Source organism: Shigella sp. FC1544 (assembly GCF_001722145.1).
GTDB classification, from domain to species: Bacteria; Pseudomonadota; Gammaproteobacteria; order Enterobacterales; family Enterobacteriaceae; genus Escherichia; species Escherichia coli.
Map to the genome: position 1 here is coordinate 20,425 of NZ_MECT01000560.1, position 19,750 is coordinate 40,174.

The window sequence follows — 19,750 nt, forward strand, 5'->3', positions numbered from 1 at the left end:
TCAAAATGCGGTGATAAGAGCGGGATTGTACCCAATCCACGCTCTTTTTTATAGAGAAGATGACGCTAAATTGGCCAGATATTGTCGATGATAATTTGCAGGCTGCGGTTGCCGCGAAACTCGTTGATATCGAGCTTGTAAGCCAGTTGCACTTCGCGCACGCCGTTATCCGGCCAGAGGGCGGTATCGACATTAAAAGCAATACCATCCAGCAGCGGACCGCCGCCGACCGGTTCGACCATGACTTTCAAATGACGTTCGCCCACCAGCCGCTGTTGCAGCAGACGGAAATGACCATCAAACAGCGGCTCCGGGAACATCTGCCCCCACGGGCCAGCATCGCGCAGCAGCTGCGCCACTTCCATGGTCATTTCGGCCGGGCTTAACGGGCCGTCTGACACCACTTCGCCTTGCAATAGCGAAGGGGCCAGCCACTCGGTAACCAGCTCGCCAAACCGTTGTTGAAAGAGTTCGAATTTATCCTCTTCCAGCGACAAACCCGCCGCCATCGCATGACCGCCAAACTTCAGCATCATACCGGGGTAGAGTGTGTCTAATCGCTCCAGCGCATCACGCATATGCAGCCCCTGAATGGAGCGACCGGAACCTTTCAGCGTACCATCACCTGCTGGCGCAAAGGCGATAACCGGACGGTGAAAACGCTCTTTGATGCGCGAAGCCAGAATACCGACAACGCCCTGATGCCATTCGGGGTGATACATTGCCAGCCCGCCGGGTAGCGTGTCGCGACTTCGCTCCAGTTTCTCGCACAGGGTCAAGGCTTCAATCTGCATTCCTTGTTCGATCTCTTTTCGCGTCTGATTTAGCGCATCGAGTTCATTTGCCAGCACGCGCGCTTCGCCGATGTTGTCGCACAGCAACAGCGCCACACCGACGGACATATCGTCCAGTCGCCCGGCAGCATTGAGACGTGGCCCCAGCGCAAAACCTAAATCGCTGGCGGCGAGTTTTTGTGCATCACGGTTTGCCACTTCCAGCAGCGCTTTAATCCCTGGACGGCACTTTCCGGCACGGATGCGACTCATCCCCTGCCAGGTCAGAATGCGATTATTAGCGTCCAGCGGCACGACGTCCGCCACTGTCCCCAGCGCGACCAGATCCAGCAGTTCTGCCAGGTTAGGAATTGCGATGCCGCGCTCATCAAACCAGCCCTGATCGCGCAAAAAGGTGCGCAGCGCCAGCATCAGATAAAACGCCACACCCACGCCTGCCAGTGATTTCGACGGGAAATTACAGTCGCGCAAGTTAGGGTTAATGATCGCTTCCGCCGCGGGTAATGTTTCGCCTGGCAAATGGTGATCGGTAACAATAACCGGAATGCCCAACGAGCGAGCGTGTTCAACCCCCGCATGGGAGGAAATACCGTTATCCACCGTGACAATTAACTGCGCGCCACGGGCATGGGCCTGATCGACCACTTCCGGGCTTAAGCCGTAACCGTCTTCGAAACGGTTTGGTACCAGGTAGTCGATATTGCTGCAACCAAGCGAGCGCATCGCCAGCACGCTTAGAGCCGTGCTGGTCGCGCCGTCGGCGTCGAAATCACCGACCACAATAATCCGCGTTCCTTCGCGAAAAGCGTTGTAAAGGATCTCAACGGCCTTTTCGACACCGCTTAGTTGCTGCCAGGGCAACATACCTTTAACACTGCGTTCCAGTTCTTGCGCACTGCGTACTCCCCGGCTGGCGTATAAACGGCGCAGCAAGGGAGGCAATTCAGCGGGCAAGTCTGCCGTTTCATCGACTTCACGGCGACGAAGTTGTATCTGTTGTTTCACGCGAATTAATTACCGCTGGTCATTTTTTGGTGTTCGTCGAGGAATTCTTTCATCTCTTTCGGCGGCTGGTAACCCGGAACAAGTGTGCCATTGCTCAGCACAATTGCCGGAGTGCCGCTAACGCCAAGCTGGACGCCAAGTGCGTAATGATCGGCAATATCGATATCGCAACTTGCCGGAGTGGCAGCTTTACCAGCCATCACATCATCAAACGCTTTGTTTTTATCTTTCGCACACCAGATGGCTTTCATTTGTTGCTCAGCCTGGCTCTCCAGCCCCTGGCGCGGGAAAGCAAGATAACGCACGGTGATCCCCAGCGCGTTGTAGTCTGCCATTTGCTCATGCAGTTTGTGGCAGTACCCACAGGTAATATCAGTAAACACGGTGATGACGTGTTTTTCCTGCGGCGCTTTATAAACGATCATCTCTTTTTCAAGCGCATTCAACTGCTTTAGCAGCATTTTATTGGTGACATTGACCGGAGCCGCGCCACTAACGTCATACATTGGCCCCTGAATGATATGTTTACCGTCATCGGTGATGTACAACACACCGCTGTTAGTCAGCACAGTCTTCATGCCAGCCACGGGTGCTGGCTGAATATCGCTGCTTTTAATGCCCATTTTGGCTAACGTTTGTTGAATTGCCGCGTCATCAGCCTGAGCAAAGCCTGAAAACGCCGCTAACAAAGTAAACAACATAAAACCTTTCTTCATAAATCTTCCCGTTCTTTTCAGACATCACGCCCGCGGGTGATGCTGTTGATGAAGTTGCCGCAGACGCTCGGTAGCGACATGCGTATAAATTTGCGTGGTGGAGAGATCGCTGTGGCCCAGTAGCATCTGCACCACGCGTAAATCCGCACCATGATTTAATAAATGAGTGGCAAAAGCGTGACGCAACACATGCGGTGACAGCTTTTCGCTGTCGATACCCGCCAGCACGGCATAATGTTTAATGCGGTGCCAGAAGGTCTGTCGCGTCATCTGCTGCGCACGCTGGCTGGGAAACAACACGTCAATTGACACACCATTCAACAGCCACGGACGCCCATGTTCCAGATAGGTTTCCAGCCAGTAAACGGCCTCTTCACCTAACGGCACCAGGCGCTCTTTGTTGCCTTTACCAATGACCCGCACTACGCCCTGACGTAGGCTGATATCACTCATTGTCAGCCCGACCAGTTCAGAGACACGCAGCCCGGTAGCATACAACACTTCAAGCATGGCTTTATCGCGTAGCTCCAGTGGCTGATCAATTAATGGTGCCTGTAATAAACGTTCGACCTGCGCTTCGCTTAAATCTTTTGGCAAACGCTGTGGCAATTTCGGTGAAGCGAGATGCGCACTGGGATCGTCTTCACGAAACTTTTCGCGATAAAGATACTGGAACAATCGGCGCACTGCACTCAGCAAACGCGCTGAGCTGGTGGCTTTATACCCGCCCTCTAGCCGTTCTGCCAGTAATGCCTGCAAATCGTCACTTTGCGCCGTCGCCAGCGTCAACCCGCGGTGATGCAACCACTCCACCATCATTGACAGATCGCGACGGTAAGCGTTCAACGTATTTTCAGCCAGATTTTTTTCCAGCCACAGAGCATCAAGAAACTGCTCGATGCGTGCCAGATCCTGTTTCACTTGCGCCCCTTATGGTCACTCATTTGATCCATTATGCCTTATTGTGCCGTGACTAAAGCGATTCTGATACACTAGCCGCAAAAGCCACAGCAGAATCGAGAAGCTTACGTTATGAATATGGGTCTTTTTTACGGTTCCAGCACCTGTTACACCGAAATGGCGGCAGAAAAAATCCGCGATATTATCGGCCCAGAACTGGTGACCTTACATAACCTCAAGGACGACTCCCCGAAATTAATGGAGCAGTACGATGTGCTCATTCTGGGTATCCCGACCTGGGATTTTGGCGAAATCCAGGAAGACTGGGAAGCCGTCTGGGATCAGCTCGACGACCTGAACCTTGAAGGTAAAATTGTTGCGCTGTATGGGCTTGGCGATCAACTGGGATACGGCGAGTGGTTCCTCGATGCGCTCGGTATGCTGCATGACAAACTCTCGACCAAAGGCGTGAAGTTCGTCGGCTACTGGCCAACGGAAGGATATGAATTTACCAGCCCGAAACCGGTGATTGCTGACGGGCAACTGTTCGTGGGTCTGGCGCTGGATGAAACTAACCAGTATGACCTTAGCGACGAGCGTATTCAGAGCTGGTGCGAGCAAATCCTCAACGAAATGGCAGAGCATTACGCCTGATCTCACTGACGGCTTAGCGCATATGCTTTGCCGTCATATTTATCTTTGCGTCTCTTGTTGCAACAAAATCCGCCGTAAATCCCGCCATTCAGCTTCGTCCATGCTGTCGGCTGCCAGCCATAAATGTTGCCGTTTACCGCCATCAGAACGTAAACGCAGCATCATGCCGCTCTTAATCATCCACGGTGCTTTGACGATGCTCCACTCCTGCCCTTGCCAACGCAAACGCCCGTCCATCAACAATCGAATTTCCCCCTGGCGAGCATTAATACGCCGCTGGCTGCGAACGCAATCAAATACCACCAGCGAAAGTAACACCATCCATAACGGGGTGTAACTGAGCGGCCAGGGCATGAGTAAAATAACAGCGGCAACCAGCCCATGAATCAGCAAGGAAAGCCACTGTGCGCGCCAGGAGACGCGCAAATCAGATTGCCACAGGACCACGTTCCCGGTTCCGTGTCTGGATGAGTCGGACCATCATTTCCAGTTCTGCATCGGCCGGTTTACCGTGATTCATCAGCCAGTTAAACAGGTCCGGATCGTCACATTCCAGCAGACGAATAAAGATGCGTTTTTCGTCATCGCTTAAGCTGTCGTACTCATGTTCGAAAAACGGCATGATTGAAATATCGAGTTCGCGCATACCACGGCGGCATGCCCAATGAATGCGGGCTTTGTTGTTAATGTCCATCTTCTTCCTGTCTCACGAAAATCCAGTACCCGGCTATTGTAACGTGTTTTTCGACTTCTTTTACGGGAATATCAGTAAACACCATCGCGATCGCGAAATTAATTCACAACAATTCAAGAGCTTCATTTTTTTGGAAGTCGCCTCGCAGAAGGCACAGATCGCGTAGTGAAAGCACTTGCATTGCCTCATAGCTCTTTTACCATTAGTTATTAATACGCCGTTAAGCAACTCAGGACTCTATTATGGCTTTTACACCTTTTCCTCCCCGTCAGCCTACGGCTTCTGCCCGTTTACCGCTGACGCTGATGACGCTTGATGACTGGGCGCTTGCCACCATTACTGGCGCGGACAGCGAAAAATATATGCAGGGTCAGGTGACAGCAGATGTCAGCCAGATGACAGAAAATCAGCACCTGCTCGCCGCCCATTGCGACGCCAAAGGTAAAATGTGGAGCAATTTACGTCTGTTCCGCGACGGCGATGGCTTTGCGTGGATTGAACGGCGCAGCGTGCGTGAACCGCAGCTGACTGAACTGAAAAAATATGCGGTGTTCTCTAAAGTGACCATCGCGCCAGACGACGAGCGTGTGCTGCTTGGTGTTGCCGGTTTTCAGGCGCGCGCCGCGCTCGCCAATCTCTTTAGTGAACTACCTTCGAGAGAAAAACAGGTAGTTAAAGAAGGCGCGACCACTTTGCTATGGTTTGAACACCCGGCAGAACGTTTCCTGATCGTAACCGATGAAGCTACTGCCAATATGCTGACCGATAAACTGCGCGGTGAAGCGGAACTGAACAATAGCCAACAGTGGCTGGCATTAAACATTGAAGCGGGTTTCCCGGTGATTGATGCCGCGAACAGCGGGCAGTTTATCCCACAGGCGACCAATCTCCAGGCGCTGGGCGGTATCAGTTTTAAGAAAGGCTGTTATACCGGACAAGAGATGGTGGCGCGAGCAAAATTCCGTGGTGCCAATAAACGTGCGCTCTGGTTGCTGGCAGGTAGCGCCAGCCGACTGCCGGAAGCTGGTGAAGACTTAGAGCTGAAAATGGGCGAGAACTGGCGTCGTACCGGTACGGTGCTGGCTGCGGTAAAACTGGAAGATGGTCAGGTCGTGGTACAGGTCGTCATGAATAACGATATGGAACCGGACAGCATCTTCCGCGTACGCGACGATGCGAATACACTGCATATCGAGCCGCTGCCGTATTCACTCGAAGAGTAAATCTCTGTATCGCATCAGGCATTTATCGCCTGATGACGCTGACGCGTCTTATCAGGCCTACAAAGGCATACCCATTACGCCTGCCCAATATACAAATAGATCGCCAGAAAGTGGCACACACTGCCGCCGAGCACGAAGCCGTGCCAGATGGCATGATTGTAGGGAATGCGTTTGCAGACATAGAAAATCACTCCGAGCGAATAAACCACGCCGCCTACCGCCAGTAAGGTAACGCTGCCCGCCGCGAGCTTAACTGCCATTTCATAAATTACCACCAGCGACAGCCAGCCCATCGCCAGATAGGTCACCAGAGATAAAATTTTGAATCGGTGCGCGATGGTCAGTTTAAACAGAATCCCCAGCAATGCCAGGCTCCAGATAACAATCATCAACCCGCGCGCTAACGGAGAATCCAGCCCCACCAGCAAAAACGGCGTGTAGGTTCCGGCAATCAACAGGTAAATAGCGCAATGGTCAAATTTCTTCAGCCACATTTTTGCCCGCTGATGAGGAATGGCGTGATAGAGCGTCGAAGCGAGGAACAGCAGGATCATACTGCCGCCATAGAGGCTGTAGCTGGTTATCGCTGTGGCGCTGGCATTGAGATCCACCGCCTGAACCAGTAGCAACACCAGCCCAACGATACCAAACACCAACCCAATGCCGTGACTGACGCTGTTGGCAATTTCCTCTGCCAGCGAATATCCCTGCTTAATGAGGGGCTTCTGAACCATAACTTACTCCGGAGAAACGTACACGCACATGTATACCTCTCCAGCGTAACTGAGAATAGTTCCAGTGAACACCTGTTAGCTAAAATAAATTCTGATTTGAGACTAATCTCCTAAAAATCATGAAATTAAATGAGAAATTTCAACTAACAGGCGTGAGTTCAATTTAAAGACATTTAAATTCAATCACATAAAACTGTGTCTGACCGGGATAGATGTCGGCAATGACCTTTATCAGTTCAGTCAGGGTCATATTTTCCTGCTCTGCATGTTTTTCCGTCAGCGTATCCAGCGTTACGGTTGAGGTTGCGGTGACTTCAATCGTGCAAAAATAACCGTCATCTTCAAAACGTCCGACACGAAGCACATCACCCGTTTTGAAGTGCGATTCAGACTCGTCGCGGATGGTGATGGTTTTACGCCCAGCCAGAATGTCATCCTGGAAACGTTGAAAAAAAGTGATGTCGTTTGGCTGCATGGTACTATTTCCTGTAAGAATTGACTCATCTGGAGCCTATGATAGTGAAAAAACTCACCTTACCGAAAGATTTCTTATGGGGTGGCGCCGTTGCCGCTCATCAGGTCGAAGGCGGCTGGAACAAAGGCGGCAAAGGACCGAGCATTTGTGACGTTCTGACCGGTGGCGCACACGGCGTGCCGCGCGAAATCACCAAAGAAGTCTTGCCAGGAAAATACTATCCAAACCATGAAGCCGTTGATTTTTATGGTCACTACAAGGAAGACATCAAGCTATTTGCCGAAATGGGCTTCAAATGTTTTCGGACTTCCATCGCCTGGACGCGTATTTTTCCAAAAGGTGATGAAGCTCAGCCAAACGAAGAAGGGCTGAAGTTTTACGACTCTCTGTTCGATGAACTGCTGAAATACAACATCGAACCGGTGATAACCCTCTCCCACTTTGAAATACCGCTGCATCTGGTGCAGCAATACGGTAGCTGGACCAACCGTAAAGTCGTTGATTTCTTTGTCCGTTTCGCGGAAGTGGTATTCGAACGCTACAAGCATAAAGTCAAATACTGGATGACCTTCAACGAAATAAACAACCAGCGTAACTGGCGTGCGCCGCTGTTTGGTTACTGCTGCTCCGGCGTGGTGTATACCGAGCATGACAACCCGGAAGAGACGATGTACCAGGTGCTGCATCACCAGTTTGTCGCCAGCGCCCTGGCAGTGAAAGCCGCGCGTCGCATTAACCCGGAGATGAAAGTCGGCTGTATGCTGGCGATGGTGCCGCTCTATCCTTACTCCTGTAACCCGGACGATGTGATGTTCGCTCAGGAGTCGATGCGCGAACGCTACGTCTTTACCGATGTGCAGCTACGCGGCTATTACCCGTCCTATGTGTTGAACGAGTGGGAGCGTCGCGGATTTAACATCAAAATGGAAGATGGCGATCTGGATGTACTGCGTGAAGGCACCTGCGATTATCTTGGTTTCAGCTATTACATGATCAACGCAGTGAAGGCCGAAGGCGGCACCGGCGATGCGATCTCTGGTTTTGAAGGCAGCGTACCGAACCCGTATGTTAAAGCGTCTGACTGGGGCTGGCAGATTGATCCAGTAGGTCTGCGCTATGCCCTTTGCGAACTGTATGAGCGTTATCAGAGGCCGCTGTTTATTGTCGAAAACGGTTTTGGCGCTTACGACAAAGTGGAAGAAGATGGCAGCATCAACGACGACTACCGCATTGACTACCTGCGCGCCCATATTGAAGAGATGAAAAAAGCAGTGACTTACGATGGTGTGGATCTGATGGGCTACACACCGTGGGGCTGCATCGACTGCGTGTCATTCACTACCGGGCAGTACAGCAAACGCTACGGCTTTATCTATGTGAATAAACATGACGACGGTACTGGCGATATGTCGCGTTCACGTAAGAAGAGCTTTAACTGGTACAAAGAGGTGATTGCCAGCAACGGCGAGAAGCTTTAAGTCGATGAAGTACCGGATGCAATACTTGTTGCATCCGGTCAGACAACTTCCCTGTTTTATTTCCCGCCCGCCAAATCGATAAAACTTCCCGTGACGTAAGAGGCTTTATCACTTAGTAGCCAGACAATGGCCTGCGCGACCTCTTCTGCCTGTCCACCACGCTGCATGGGGATGTTCGACTTAACGCGATCGACGCGTCCAAGCTCGCCGCCGCTGGCGTGCATTTCGGTATAAATAAACCTTGGCCGCACGCAGTTAACGCGGATCCCCTGCGCGGCGACTTCCAGCGATAGTCCGGTGGTTAACGTATCAATCGCCCCTTTCGATGCCGCGTAATCAACATATTCCCCTGGCGAACCCAACCGTGAGGCCACCGAAGAGACATTGACGATAGCGCCGCCACTGCCACCATTTTTAAGCGCCATGCGTTTTACCGCCTCGCGGCAGCAGAGAAAATATCCCGTCACGTTGGTGGAAAGTACTCGGTTGATTCGCTCTGCGGTAAGGTTTTCAACGGTGCACTGGGTAAACAAGATCCCGGCGTTATTGACCAGCGCTGCTAGCGGTTCATCGTGCTGATCGATTGCTGTAAACATTGCGATGACCTGATTTTCGTCGCTGATATCCGCCTGGAGCACGAATGCCTTGCCACCGGCTTGCGTGATTAAGTTCACCACTTCCTGCGCCGCATGGAGGTTTTGTTGATAATTAACCGCCACCGTATACTCTTCTTTCGCCAACAGTAATGCAGTTGCCCGCCCGATGCCGCGACTGCCACCGGTCACAAGTGCTATAGCCATTTGTTTTTCCGAGAAAAATTAATTCGTTGACGTATCTTTGAGATTGCTAACAAACTGGCTCAATCTTCAATGTTGGCACGCTTTTCCCCTCGCCCTTTCAGGGAGATGGCCGGGGTGAGGGTAAAATATTCGCGCCAGTGCCGGCCTGTTCCCCTCACCCTAACCCTCTCCCCAAAGGGGCGAGGGGACTGTCTGAGCACTTTTGTACTTTGTCATCTGACTAAAAAGGCGCCGAAGCGCCTTTAGAAAATAGTCGAATCAGTGAATTACTGGTATTCGCTAATCGGTACGCAGGAGCAGAACAGGTTACGGTCGCCGTAAACATCATCCAGACGTTTCACCGTCGGCCAGTATTTGTCTGCCACGCCTGCCGGGAATACCGCAACTTCACGGCTGTACGGATGCGCCCACTCGGCGACCAGTTCGCTCTGAATGTGCGGCGCGTTCACCAGCGGGTTATCTTCCAGCGGCCAGACACCGGCTTTCACCTGGTCAATTTCTGCGCGGATAGCCAGCATCGCGTCGATAAAGCGATCCAGTTCCACTTTGCTTTCAGATTCAGTCGGTTCAACCATCAGCGTACCCGCCACCGGGAACGACATCGTCGGCGCGTGGAAACCGTAGTCGATCAGGCGCTTGGCAATATCCAGCTCGCTGATGCTGGTTTCTTCTTTCAGCGGGCGAATATCGAGAATACATTCGTGCGCCACGCGACCGTCGCGACCGGTATACAGCACCGGGAAGGCATCCTGCAGGCGGCTGGCAATATAGTTGGCGTTGAGGATTGCCACCTGGCTTGCTTTTTTCAGCCCTTCTGCGCCCATCATGCGGATGTACATCCAGCTGATTGGCAGGATAGAGGCGCTACCGAACGGTGCCGCAGAAACTGCGCCCTGACGGGTTAACATGCCTTCGATTTGCACCACGCTATGACCCGGTACAAACGGTGCCAGATGCGCTTTCACACCGATCGGTCCCATACCCGGACCACCACCGCCGTGCGGAATGCAGAAAGTTTTATGCAGGTTGAGGTGCGAAACGTCCGCGCCAATAAAGCCCGGCGAGGTGATGCCAACCTGGGCGTTCATGTTCGCGCCATCAAGGTAAACCTGACCGCCGAACTGATGCACGACTTCACACACTTCACGGATCGTTTCTTCATACACGCCGTGGGTAGAGGGATAAGTCACCATGATACAGGAGAGGTTATCGCCCGCCTGTTCCGCTTTCGCGCGCAGATCAGTCAGATCGATGTTGCCGTTTTTATCACACGCCACAACCACCACCTGCATTCCTGCCATATGTGCAGAAGCGGGGTTAGTTCCGTGCGCAGAAGCCGGGATCAGGCAGATATCGCGATGCCCTTCGTTGCGGCTTTCATGATAATGACGAATCGCCAGCAGGCCCGCGTATTCGCCCTGTGCGCCGGAGTTCGGCTGCATACAAACGGCGTCGTAACCGGTCAGTTTCACCAGCCAGTCAGCCAGCTGCGCAATCATCTGCTGATAACCTTCAGCCTGTTCCGGCGGGCAAAACGGGTGCAGTTCGGCAAATTCCGGCCAGGTGATTGGGATCATCTCGGCGGCGGCGTTCAGTTTCATGGTGCAGGAACCCAGCGGGATCATCGCCTGATTCAGCGCCAGATCTTTACGCTCCAGCGAGTGCATATAGCGCATCATTTCGGTTTCGCTGTGGTAGCGATTAAACACCGGATGAGTGAGGATTTCGTCGTCGCGCAGCATCGCAGGCTGAATAGAGCGGCTGTCGTGAGCCACGTCTTTGTCCAGCGTGTCGATCTCCAGCCCGTGGTTATCGCCCAGCAGCACGCTGAAAAGCTGCATTACGTTTTCACGCGTGGTGGTTTCATCAAGGGTGATCCCAACCGCGTTCAGGATATCGCTACGCAGGTTGATTTCAGCCGCTTCGGCACGCGCCAGTACGCCCGCCTTGTCGGCCACTTCCACACACAGAGTGTCGAAATAGTGCGCATGGCGCAGCTTCAGACCTTTTTGTTGCAGGCCTGCCGCCAGGATATCGGTCAAACGGTGAATGCGGTTAGCGATACGTTTCAGGCCAACCGGGCCGTGATAAACGGCATACAGGCTGGCGATGTTTGCCAGCAGTACCTGGGAAGTACAAATGTTGGAGTTCGCTTTCTCACGGCGGATATGTTGCTCGCGAGTCTGCATCGCCATGCGCAGCGCGGTATTGCCAGCTGCATCTTTCGATACACCGATAATACGGCCCGGCATTGAGCGTTTGTATTCATCTTTCGCCGCAAAGAATGCCGCGTGTGGGCCACCGTAGCCCATCGGCACGCCGAAGCGTTGCGCCGAACCAAAAACAATATCCGCGCCCTGTTTACCCGGCGCAGTTAACAGCACCAGCGCCATAATATCGGCGGCAACGCTGACCACAATTTTGCGTGATTTCAGTTCGCTAATAAGCGCAGTGTAGTCGTGAATTTCACCGGTAGTGCCTACCTGCTGTAACAGCACGCCGAAGACGTCCTGATGGTCGAGCACTTTTTGCGCGTCATCGACAATCACTTCAAAACCAAAGGTTTCGGCACGAGTACGGACCACATCCAGCGTTTGCGGATGCACATCGGAAGCCACGAAGAAGCGGTTGGCATTTTTCAGTTTGCTGACGCGTTTCGCCATCGCCATTGCTTCGGCGGCAGCGGTGGCCTCGTCCAGAAGAGAAGCAGAGGCCATATCCAGTCCAGTCAAATCCAGCGTTACCTGCTGGAAGTTGAGCAGTGCTTCAAGGCGGCCCTGGGAGACTTCAGGTTGATACGGAGTGTACGCGGTATACCAGCCCGGATTTTCCAGCATGTTACGCAGGATAACCGGCGGTAGCTGCACGGCGGTGTAACCCATGCCGATGTAAGACGTGAAGCGTTTATTGCGACTGGCAATAGCCTTGAGTTCTGCCAGTGCGGCGTATTCGGTCGCCGGTGCGCCAACCTGCGGCGGGGTCGCAAGCTGAATATCTTTCGGTACAATCTGGCCGGTCAGCGCGTTTAACGATTGTGCGCCAACGGCATTCAGCATTTCTTGCTGTTGCGCGGCGTCCGGTCCGATATGGCGTTCAATAAAAGCGCCGCTGTTTTCAAGCTGGCTTAACGTCTGTGTCATGAGCGATGGTTCCTGAAACGTGCAGTGAATTGTGAACCTCTCTCCTTACGAAGAGAGTGAGGGTGAGGCATAAATTTTCCTCACCCTGATCCTCTCCCGCAGAAGAGGAATAAAGCCGTTACTCGTCTTCTAACAATGCTTCGTATGCGGTCGCATCCAGCAGTGATTCCAGTTCGCTTTCATCGCTGGCTTTGATTTTAAAGATCCAGCCACCTGCATACGGTTCGCTGTTCACCAGTTCCGGGGAATCGCTCAGTGCGTCGTTTACCGCCACGATTTCACCGCTTACTGGCGCATAAATGTCTGACGCCGCTTTTACTGATTCGGCAACCGCGCAGTCATCGCCCGCGCTAACCGTTGCGCCCACTTCCGGCAGGTCAACAAACACCATATCGCCTAACAGCTCCTGAGCATGTTCGGTAATACCAACGGTGTAAGTGCCGTCGGCTTCTTTACGCAGCCATTCGTGTTCTTTGCTGTATTTCAGTTCTGCTGGTACGTTGCTCATCAATCAATCTCCAAAAAAGTAAATCACGCGACGGCTTTGCCGTTACGCACAAAAACAGGTTTTGTCACTTTAACCGGCATTTCACGGTTGCGAATTTGCACAATCGCCGTTTCGCCAATACCTTCCGGCACGCGCGCCAGCGCAATGCTGTAACCCAGCGTCGGGGAGAAAGTACCGCTGGTGATAATGCCTTCATGCTGGTTGCCCTGCGCATCGGTAAAGCGTACCGGCAGTTCATTACGCAGCACGCCTTTTTCGGTCATCACCAGACCAACCAGTTTTTCTGTACCATGCTCACGCTGCACTTCCAGGGCTTCACGACCGATAAAGTCACGATCTGCCGGTTCCCAGGCGATAGTCCAGCCCATGTTGGCGGCTAAAGGAGAAATAGTTTCGTCCATCTCCTGACCATAAAGATTCATGCCCGCTTCCAGACGCAGCGTGTCACGCGCGCCCAAGCCACATGGCTTAACACCCGCTTCCACCAGCGCACGCCAGAAATCGGCCGCTTTTTCATTGGGCAGCGCAATTTCATAGCCCGCTTCACCGGTATAACCAGTGGTGGCAATAAACAGATCGCCCGCCTGCACGCCAAAGAACGGTTTCATCCCTTCCACCGCCTGACGCTGGGCGTCATTAAACAGTGTGGCAGCTTTTGCCTGCGCATTCGGCCCTTGCACGGCAATCATGGAAAGGTCATCACGAACGGTAATTTCGATGCCGAAAGGTTCAGCGTGTTGGGTAATCCAGGAGAGGTCTTTTTCGCGGGTGGCGGAGTTAACAACGAGGCGGAAGAAATCTTCAGTAAAGTAGTAGACGATGAGGTCATCTATCACACCGCCAGAGGCATTCAACATCCCCGAGTAAAGGGCTTTGCCGCTTTTGGTGAGCTTCGCCACATCGTTCGCCAGCAGATAACGCAGAAACTCCCGGGTGCGGCTGCCGCGGAGATCGACGATGGTCATATGTGACACATCAAACATTCCGGCATCGGTACGTACCGCATGATGTTCGTCGATTTGCGAACCGTAATGCAGCGGCATCATCCAGCCGTGGAAATCCACCATGCGAGCGCCGCAAAGCGTGTGTTGTTCGTACAAAGGAGTCTGTTGTGCCATCTTGTCCTCATTGAATAAGCGGGGCTGACAACTTTTCATGGTGAAATTATCACCACGAAACCCAGCATCGGAGCCACTCCCGGTCCCCAACGCAATCGTTCTCTTTTGCCTGAACTTACCACCGAAACAGACTGTTAACCATAAGGTAAAATTGATCATCACATTAGCTTATGGTTAAAAAACGCCAAAATCGCGACAGAATAAAAAACCAAAAAACACACCAGTTTCTATATAAAGATGATGCCATTAGAAAGCTAATTTGAATAAGGCAATATTAAGAGCTAAAAAAATGTCAAAAAACACTAAATCAAAAAATAATGACATTAGAAAATATAATGCGAAAACGGAGGTGAAATTAGTTTATTTCAAATGAGGAAAATCTCCCGGCGAAAAAACCGGGAGATGAAAGTGTGATGGGTATCAAATAAACAGCAGAAGAGAAATTTTTAACGCAGCCATTCAGGCAAATCGTTTAATCCCATTGCCTGGCGGATAAGTTGTGGTTTAACGCCAGGAAGCGTGTCGGCCAGTTTCAAACCAATATCACGCAGCAGTTTTTTCGCCGGATTGGTACCGGAAAACAGATCGCGGAATCCCTGCATACCAGCCAGCATCAGCGCTGCACTGTGCTTGCGGCTACGCTCATACCGGCGCAGGTAAATGTACTGCCCGATGTCTTTCCCCTGACGATGCAACCGTTTCAGTTCAGCAATCAGCTCTGCAGCATCCATAAAGCCGAGATTTACTCCCTGCCCCGCCAGCGGGTGAATGGTATGCGCGGCGTCGCCCACTAGCACCAGACGGTGCGCGGCAAACTGGCGCGCATAACGCCCCGTCAGTGGGAACACCTGACGCGCGCTCTCAACCTTGCATAAGCCCAGGCGATTATCAAAAGCGATATTTAACGCGCGATTAAATTCATCTTCACTTGCCTGCTGCATCCGCTGCGCTTCCTCTGGCGACAGTGACCAGACAATTGAGCAAAGATGCGGATCGCTAAGCGGTAAAAAGGCCAGAATGCCTTCGCCATGGAAAACCTGCCGCGCCACCGCATCATGCGGTTCTTCCGTGCGAATGGTCGCTACCAGCGCGTGATGCTGATAATCCCAGAAAGTCAGCGAAATATCTGCTTTGTTGCGCAACCAGGAATTAGCACCGTCCGCGCCAATCACCAGACGCGCCGTTAACATGCTGCCATCTTTCAGCGTCAGGAAAGTTTCATTTTCTCCCCAGGCGACCTGCTGTAATTCTGCGGGGGCCAACAGAGTGATATCTGACGACTGCTGCGCTTTGTTCCACAGCGCGTAGTGAATCACTGAGTTTTCAACGATATGCCCAAGATGGCTATAGCCCATGCTTTGATCGTCAAACGAAATGTGACCAAAACTGTCTTTGTCCCACACTTCCATACCGTGATAACAACTGGCCCTACGGGAGAGAATGTCCTGCCAGACGCCAAGACGGGTGAGTAATTTTTCGCTGGCGGCATTGATAGCCGAAACGCGCAGTTGTGGTGGTGCATCCGCCGCCAGAGGTTCCGGTACGCGCTGCTCCAGTACGGCAACGCGTAAGCCGCTCCCCTGTAAGCCGCAGGCAACCGCCAGCCCCACCATGCCGCCACCAACAATGGCTACATCAACACTTTGCATTGTTTATTCCTTAAAACCGCCTTCAACGCGCCACCCAACCGAGGGTGCGCTGCGCCAGCACATCGCGTGCCGGGGTGAATAATTCCATCGTCATCAGTCCGATGTTGCGCCCGACAACCAGCGGTGCCCAACGGTTGGCAAAAAGATGTACCAGGCTGTCCGTGACGCCGATGGTTGCTTCGCGATCGCTCTGTCGACGCTGCTGATAGCGGCACAATATGCCGTAATCACCGATGTCTTCTCCGCGCTCATGCGCCTGAGTCAGGGTTTCCGCAAGGCTCATGACATCTCGCATACCGAGGTTAAACCCTTGCCCGGCAATCGGGTGCAGAGTTTGCGCCGCATTGCCCACCAGCACGGTACGATGGGTAATAGCTCTGGCGGCGCGGGTTAACGCCAGCGGATAAGCACTGCGTTTACCGGCGTGGGTAATTTTTCCAAGTCGCCAGCCAAAGGCCGACTGGAGTTCACGGCAAAACTTCTCGTCGCTCCACGACAGCACCTCTTCGCGCCGTTCCAGTGGATGACACCAGACCAGCGAACAGCGTCCGTCAGACATTGGCAACATCGCCAGCGGGCCATGTTGCGTGAAGCGTTCAAAAGCGCGGCCTTCGTGCGCAACGGAAGTCGCAACGTTGGCAATCACGGCCAGTTGTTCGTAAGGCTCCTGCTGCCAGTCAACGCCGCACGCGGTGGCTAACGCTGAATGGGTGCCATCAGCTGCTACCAGCACGCGGCCCGTCAGCGTCTCGCCACTCTCCAGCGTCACTTCAACGTGACTCTGAGTACGGGCAACGTTAGCCACGCGATCAGGGCAATGCAGCGTTACGCCAGGTGCTTTACGCAGCAATGCAAACAGCCGTTGCCCGACATTGTGCAATTCGACAACCTGTCCCAGCGCCGCCAGTTGGTAATCTTCTGCGGCGAGGGTGACAAATCCAGCGTGACCACGATCGCTGACATGCACGGTGGTGATGGCAGTTGCGCAATCCGCCAGAGATTGCCAGACGCCGATGCGCGCCAGTTGCTGACAGGTACCCGCCGCCAGCGCTATCGCTCGTCCATCAAAGCCCGGATGAGCATGTGACTCTGGCGCAGTCGCTTCAATCAAATGTACCGGCAGCGCCCCGTGACTTAACCGGGAAATAGCCAGCGCCAGCGTCGCGCCCGCCATGCCGCCACCGACGATGATTACGCTCATTGCTTTCTCGCAGCAGCCATCAACGCTTCGATTTCTTCCGGCTTTTTCACCACGCTGGCGGTGAGGTTTTCGTTACCGGTTTCGGTAATCACAATGTCGTCTTCAATACGAATGCCGATACCGCGATATTGTTCTGGCACTTCTGCATCCGGCGCAATATACAGCCCTGGCTCTACGGTCAGTACCATGCCCGGTTCCAGAATGCGCGAGCGATCCTGACCATAAACGCCAACGTCATGGACATCTAGCCCTAACCAGTGGCTAAGGCCATGCATAAAGAAAGGACGATGGGCATTCTGAGCGATCAGTTCATCAACATCACCTTTCAGAATGCCGAGTTTTACCAGGCCGCTAACCATGATGCGCACCACTTCACCAGTGACTTCCAGAATGGAAGTTCCCGGACGATACAGGCGCAGGCTGGTTTCGAGAGACTCCAGCACAATGTCGTAGATTTCACGCTGGGCCTGGGTGAATTTGCCGTTGACCGGGAAGGTGCGGGTAATATCGCCCGCGTAACCTTTGTATTCACAACCCGCGTCAATCAACACCAGGTCACCGTCGCGCAGTTCACTCTCGTTTTCGGTGTAGTGCAGAATGCAGCCGTTTTCACCGCTGCCGACAATGGTGTTATAGGACGGATAGCGCGCACCGTGGCGGTTAAATTCGTGGTGAATTTCGCCTTCCAGATGGTACTCGAACATTCCCGGACGGCATTTTTCCATCGCCCGTGTATGTGCCATGGCGGTGATTTCTCCCGCGCGGCGGAGTACGGCAATCTCTTCTGGCGATTTGAACAGGCGCATTTCATGAACAACAGGACGCCAGTCGATCATCGTTGCCGGTGCGGTGAGATTTTGCCGCGAACCTTTACGCAGTTTTTCCAGCGCACTGTTCATGATTTCATCAGCATATGCATATTCGCCCTGGGCATGGTAAACCACATCCAGGCCGTTAAGTAGTTGATAAAGTTGCTGATTGATTTCGCTGAATGCCAGTGCGCGGTCAACGCCCAGTTTCTCTGGCGCGGCATCCTGGCCTAAGCGACGGCCAAACCAGATCTCCGCCGTCAGGTCGCGAACGCGGTTAAACAGAACGCTGTGGTTATGAGTGTCATCGCTTTTAATCAGCACCAGCACCGCTTCCGGTTCGTTAAAGCCGGTGAAGTACCAGAAGTCACTGTTCTGACGATAGGGGTATTCGCTGTCGGCGCTACGTGTTACTTCTGGTGCAGCAAAAATCAGCGCGGCGCTGCCGGGTTGCATTTGCTCCACCAGGGCCTGACGGCGACGCTGAAACTCTTGCCGGGATATCTCACTCATAACACTCTCCTTACGTTTTTTGTTTTTAGTGTAGAGTCGGTTTTTGTACTTCTGGCGCGGTCGGTTGCGGATGAGTAAAGGTGTCGTGGCATAACAGCGCGGCAACACGAACGTATTCGATGATCTCTTCAAGCGACATTTCAAGCTCTTCCTGATCTTCGTCTTCGTCGTAACCCAGTTGCGCAATGTTACGCAGATCGTCGATAGCTTCACCGGTTTCGCCGGTCACTTTATCCAGCTTCGGTTGCGTAACGCCAAGACCAAGCAGGAAGTGATTGACCCAACCTGCCAATGCATCAGCCCGATCGAAAACGCTGACATCATCGCCATCAGGCAGATAAAGCTGAAAAAGGAAGCCGTCATCCTGCAGGGCATCGCTGGTGGCAGAGTGCATTTTACGTAGTGCCTGTGCCAGCTCATGACCGAAAGCCATGCCTTCGTTCGTCAGGTCGTGAAGTAGCGGCAGCCATGAGCTGTCATCGTTACCGCCACATATCATCCCACTGATTAAACCATGCATCTCGGCAGGGGTCAGACCCGTCCCTTGTTGGTTCAGATACTGGTTCATTTCGTTGTAACCAGGCATTTCGTTCTGTATAGACATAAGCATTCGTCGTCAAAGGGAGGAATATTCATGATATGCTACCACTTTGGGCCCTGGTGGACCAGAAAAGGGCTTGTCTCTTCTCATCAGGGTAGCTATAGTGTCGCCCCTTCGCAGACCATGGGTCTAAAGACGAAGGCAGCGCAGTCAATCAGCAGGAAGGTGGCATGTCTGCACAACCCGTCGATATCCAAATTTTTGGCCGTTCACTGCGTGTGAACTGCCCGCCTGACCAAAGGGATGCGTTGAATCAGGCAGCGGACGATCTGAACCAACGGTTGCAAGATCTGAAAGAACGCACTAGAGTCACAAATACTGAACAGTTGGTCTTCATTGCCGCATTGAATATCAGCTATGAGTTAGCGCAAGAAAAAGCGAAGACTCGTGACTACGCGGCAAGTATGGAACAGCGTATTCGGATGCTGCAGCAGACCATAGAACAAGCGTTACTTGAACAAGGTCGCATCACCGAAAAAACTAACCAAAACTTTGAATGACACTTTTCGGTTTACTGTGGTAGAGTAACCGTGAAGACAAAATTTCTCTGAGATGTTCGCAAGCGGGCCAGTCCCCTGAGCCGATATTTCATACCACAAGAATGTGGCGCTCCGCGGTTGGTGAGCATGCTCGGTCCGTCCGAGAAGCCTTAAAACTGCGACGACACATTCACCTTGAACCAAGGGTTCAAGGGTTACAGCCTGCGGCGGCATCTCGGAGATTCCCTTCTTATCTGGC

At 52.9% G+C, this 19,750-nt stretch carries 20 protein-coding genes and 1 other RNA gene; 6 read left to right on the forward strand and 15 right to left on the reverse strand.

All coding sequences use genetic code 11. The features are described 5' to 3' along the window. Positions 1-65 precede the first annotated feature (65 nt). Genes recJ through xerD form a run of 3 tightly spaced genes read right to left on the reverse strand, consistent with a single transcriptional unit; the run spans position 66 to position 3,436 of the window. A complete protein-coding gene (recJ, locus tag BGK49_RS21190; RefSeq protein WP_000813209.1) occupies positions 66-1,799 on the reverse strand; it encodes a single-stranded-DNA-specific exonuclease RecJ in 1,734 nt (577 codons plus the stop codon). A gap of 5 nt (positions 1,800-1,804) precedes the next feature. Continuing rightward, positions 1,805-2,515 (reverse strand): bifunctional protein-disulfide isomerase/oxidoreductase DsbC, encoded by a 711-nt coding sequence (dsbC, locus tag BGK49_RS21195; protein ID WP_000715205.1) that lies wholly within the window; start codon positions 2,513-2,515, stop codon positions 1,805-1,807. Positions 2,516-2,539: 24 nt separating this feature from the next. Then, positions 2,540-3,436, reverse strand: a complete 897-nt coding sequence (gene xerD, locus BGK49_RS21200; protein WP_000806638.1) for a site-specific tyrosine recombinase XerD — start codon at positions 3,434-3,436, stop codon at positions 2,540-2,542. A gap of 111 nt (positions 3,437-3,547) precedes the next feature. Here xerD and fldB point away from each other — a divergent pair, with 111 nt between their 5' ends. After that, a complete protein-coding gene (fldB, locus tag BGK49_RS21205) occupies positions 3,548-4,069 on the forward strand; it encodes a flavodoxin FldB (RefSeq protein ID WP_001055874.1) in 522 nt (173 codons plus the stop codon). Positions 4,070-4,108: 39 nt separating this feature from the next. Here the strand turns inward: fldB and BGK49_RS21210 are convergent, their stop codons facing one another. Then, positions 4,109-4,516, reverse strand: coding sequence for a protein YgfX (locus BGK49_RS21210; RefSeq protein WP_000244777.1), 408 nt, complete (start codon positions 4,514-4,516; stop codon positions 4,109-4,111). Next, a complete protein-coding gene (gene sdhE, locus BGK49_RS21215) occupies positions 4,497-4,763 on the reverse strand; it encodes an FAD assembly factor SdhE (RefSeq protein WP_000354046.1) in 267 nt (88 codons plus the stop codon). Before sdhE ends, BGK49_RS21210 begins: the two co-directional genes overlap by 20 nt. Before the next feature lie 242 nt (positions 4,764-5,005). Here sdhE and ygfZ point away from each other — a divergent pair, with 242 nt between their 5' ends. Then, a complete protein-coding gene (gene ygfZ, locus BGK49_RS21220; protein WP_000886098.1) occupies positions 5,006-5,986 on the forward strand; it encodes a tRNA-modifying protein YgfZ in 981 nt (326 codons plus the stop codon). A gap of 74 nt (positions 5,987-6,060) precedes the next feature. Here ygfZ and trhA read toward each other — a convergent pair whose 3' ends face one another. Continuing rightward, positions 6,061-6,720, reverse strand: a complete 660-nt coding sequence (gene trhA, locus BGK49_RS21225; protein WP_000250274.1) for a PAQR family membrane homeostasis protein TrhA — start codon at positions 6,718-6,720, stop codon at positions 6,061-6,063. A gap of 163 nt (positions 6,721-6,883) precedes the next feature. Then, on the reverse strand, positions 6,884-7,195 hold the full coding sequence (gene yqfB / locus BGK49_RS21230) for a N(4)-acetylcytidine aminohydrolase (RefSeq protein WP_001182954.1): 312 nt from the start codon (positions 7,193-7,195) through the stop codon (positions 6,884-6,886). A gap of 44 nt (positions 7,196-7,239) precedes the next feature. On the opposite strand from yqfB, the gene bglA reads away from it, so the two are divergent. Then, positions 7,240-8,673 carry a 6-phospho-beta-glucosidase BglA gene (gene bglA, locus BGK49_RS21235; RefSeq protein ID WP_004986559.1) on the forward strand — a complete coding sequence of 478 codons (1,434 nt, stop codon included), beginning with the start codon at positions 7,240-7,242 and terminating at the stop codon, positions 8,671-8,673. 56 nt (positions 8,674-8,729) lie between these two features. Here the strand turns inward: bglA and BGK49_RS21240 are convergent, their stop codons facing one another. From BGK49_RS21240 to gcvT, 4 genes are all read right to left on the reverse strand, one after another. Next, positions 8,730-9,473, reverse strand: a complete 744-nt coding sequence (locus BGK49_RS21240; protein ID WP_069375832.1) for an SDR family oxidoreductase — start codon at positions 9,471-9,473, stop codon at positions 8,730-8,732. 266 nt (positions 9,474-9,739) lie between these two features. Further along, complete coding sequence (gene gcvP, locus BGK49_RS21245; protein WP_000195054.1) at positions 9,740-12,613, reverse strand: aminomethyl-transferring glycine dehydrogenase; 2,874 nt, start codon at positions 12,611-12,613, stop codon at positions 9,740-9,742. A gap of 118 nt (positions 12,614-12,731) precedes the next feature. Further along, a complete protein-coding gene (gcvH, locus tag BGK49_RS21250) occupies positions 12,732-13,121 on the reverse strand; it encodes a glycine cleavage system protein GcvH (RefSeq protein ID WP_001295377.1) in 390 nt (129 codons plus the stop codon). Between the two features lie 23 nt (positions 13,122-13,144). After that, positions 13,145-14,239, reverse strand: a complete 1,095-nt coding sequence (gene gcvT, locus BGK49_RS21255; RefSeq protein ID WP_000068701.1) for a glycine cleavage system aminomethyltransferase GcvT — start codon at positions 14,237-14,239, stop codon at positions 13,145-13,147. Between the two features lie 289 nt (positions 14,240-14,528). Between gcvT and BGK49_RS29920 the strand changes: the two genes are divergently transcribed. Continuing rightward, positions 14,529-14,612, forward strand: coding sequence for a hypothetical protein (locus BGK49_RS29920; RefSeq protein ID WP_122056850.1), 84 nt, complete (start codon positions 14,529-14,531; stop codon positions 14,610-14,612). 73 nt (positions 14,613-14,685) lie between these two features. Here BGK49_RS29920 and ubiI read toward each other — a convergent pair whose 3' ends face one another. The 4 genes from ubiI to ygfB are packed head-to-tail and all read right to left on the reverse strand — an operon-like array spanning position 14,686 to position 19,015. Next, positions 14,686-15,888 carry an FAD-dependent 2-octaprenylphenol hydroxylase gene (gene ubiI, locus BGK49_RS21260; protein WP_001192194.1) on the reverse strand — a complete coding sequence of 401 codons (1,203 nt, stop codon included), beginning with the start codon at positions 15,886-15,888 and terminating at the stop codon, positions 14,686-14,688. A 22-nt stretch (positions 15,889-15,910) separates the two neighbouring features. Further along, the gene (ubiH, locus tag BGK49_RS21265; protein WP_000111198.1) at positions 15,911-17,089 is read right to left on the reverse strand and encodes a 2-octaprenyl-6-methoxyphenyl hydroxylase; all 1,179 of its coding nucleotides are present in this window, start codon (positions 17,087-17,089) and stop codon (positions 15,911-15,913) included. Further along, complete coding sequence (gene pepP / locus BGK49_RS21270; RefSeq protein ID WP_001290099.1) at positions 17,086-18,411, reverse strand: Xaa-Pro aminopeptidase; 1,326 nt, start codon at positions 18,409-18,411, stop codon at positions 17,086-17,088. The genes ubiH and pepP overlap by 4 nt, the downstream gene beginning before the upstream one ends. A 25-nt stretch (positions 18,412-18,436) precedes the next feature. Next, positions 18,437-19,015: a UPF0149 family protein YgfB gene (gene ygfB, locus BGK49_RS21275; RefSeq protein ID WP_001295378.1), complete on the reverse strand. Its 579-nt coding sequence runs from the start codon at positions 19,013-19,015 to the stop codon at positions 18,437-18,439. A 167-nt stretch (positions 19,016-19,182) separates the two neighbouring features. Between ygfB and zapA the strand changes: the two genes are divergently transcribed. Continuing rightward, on the forward strand, positions 19,183-19,512 hold the full coding sequence (gene zapA / locus BGK49_RS21280; protein WP_001276008.1) for a cell division protein ZapA: 330 nt from the start codon (positions 19,183-19,185) through the stop codon (positions 19,510-19,512). 41 nt (positions 19,513-19,553) lie between these two features. Then, positions 19,554-19,737, forward strand: a non-coding RNA gene (ssrS, locus tag BGK49_RS21285) — 6S RNA. The last annotated feature ends 13 nt before the right edge of the window (positions 19,738-19,750 follow it).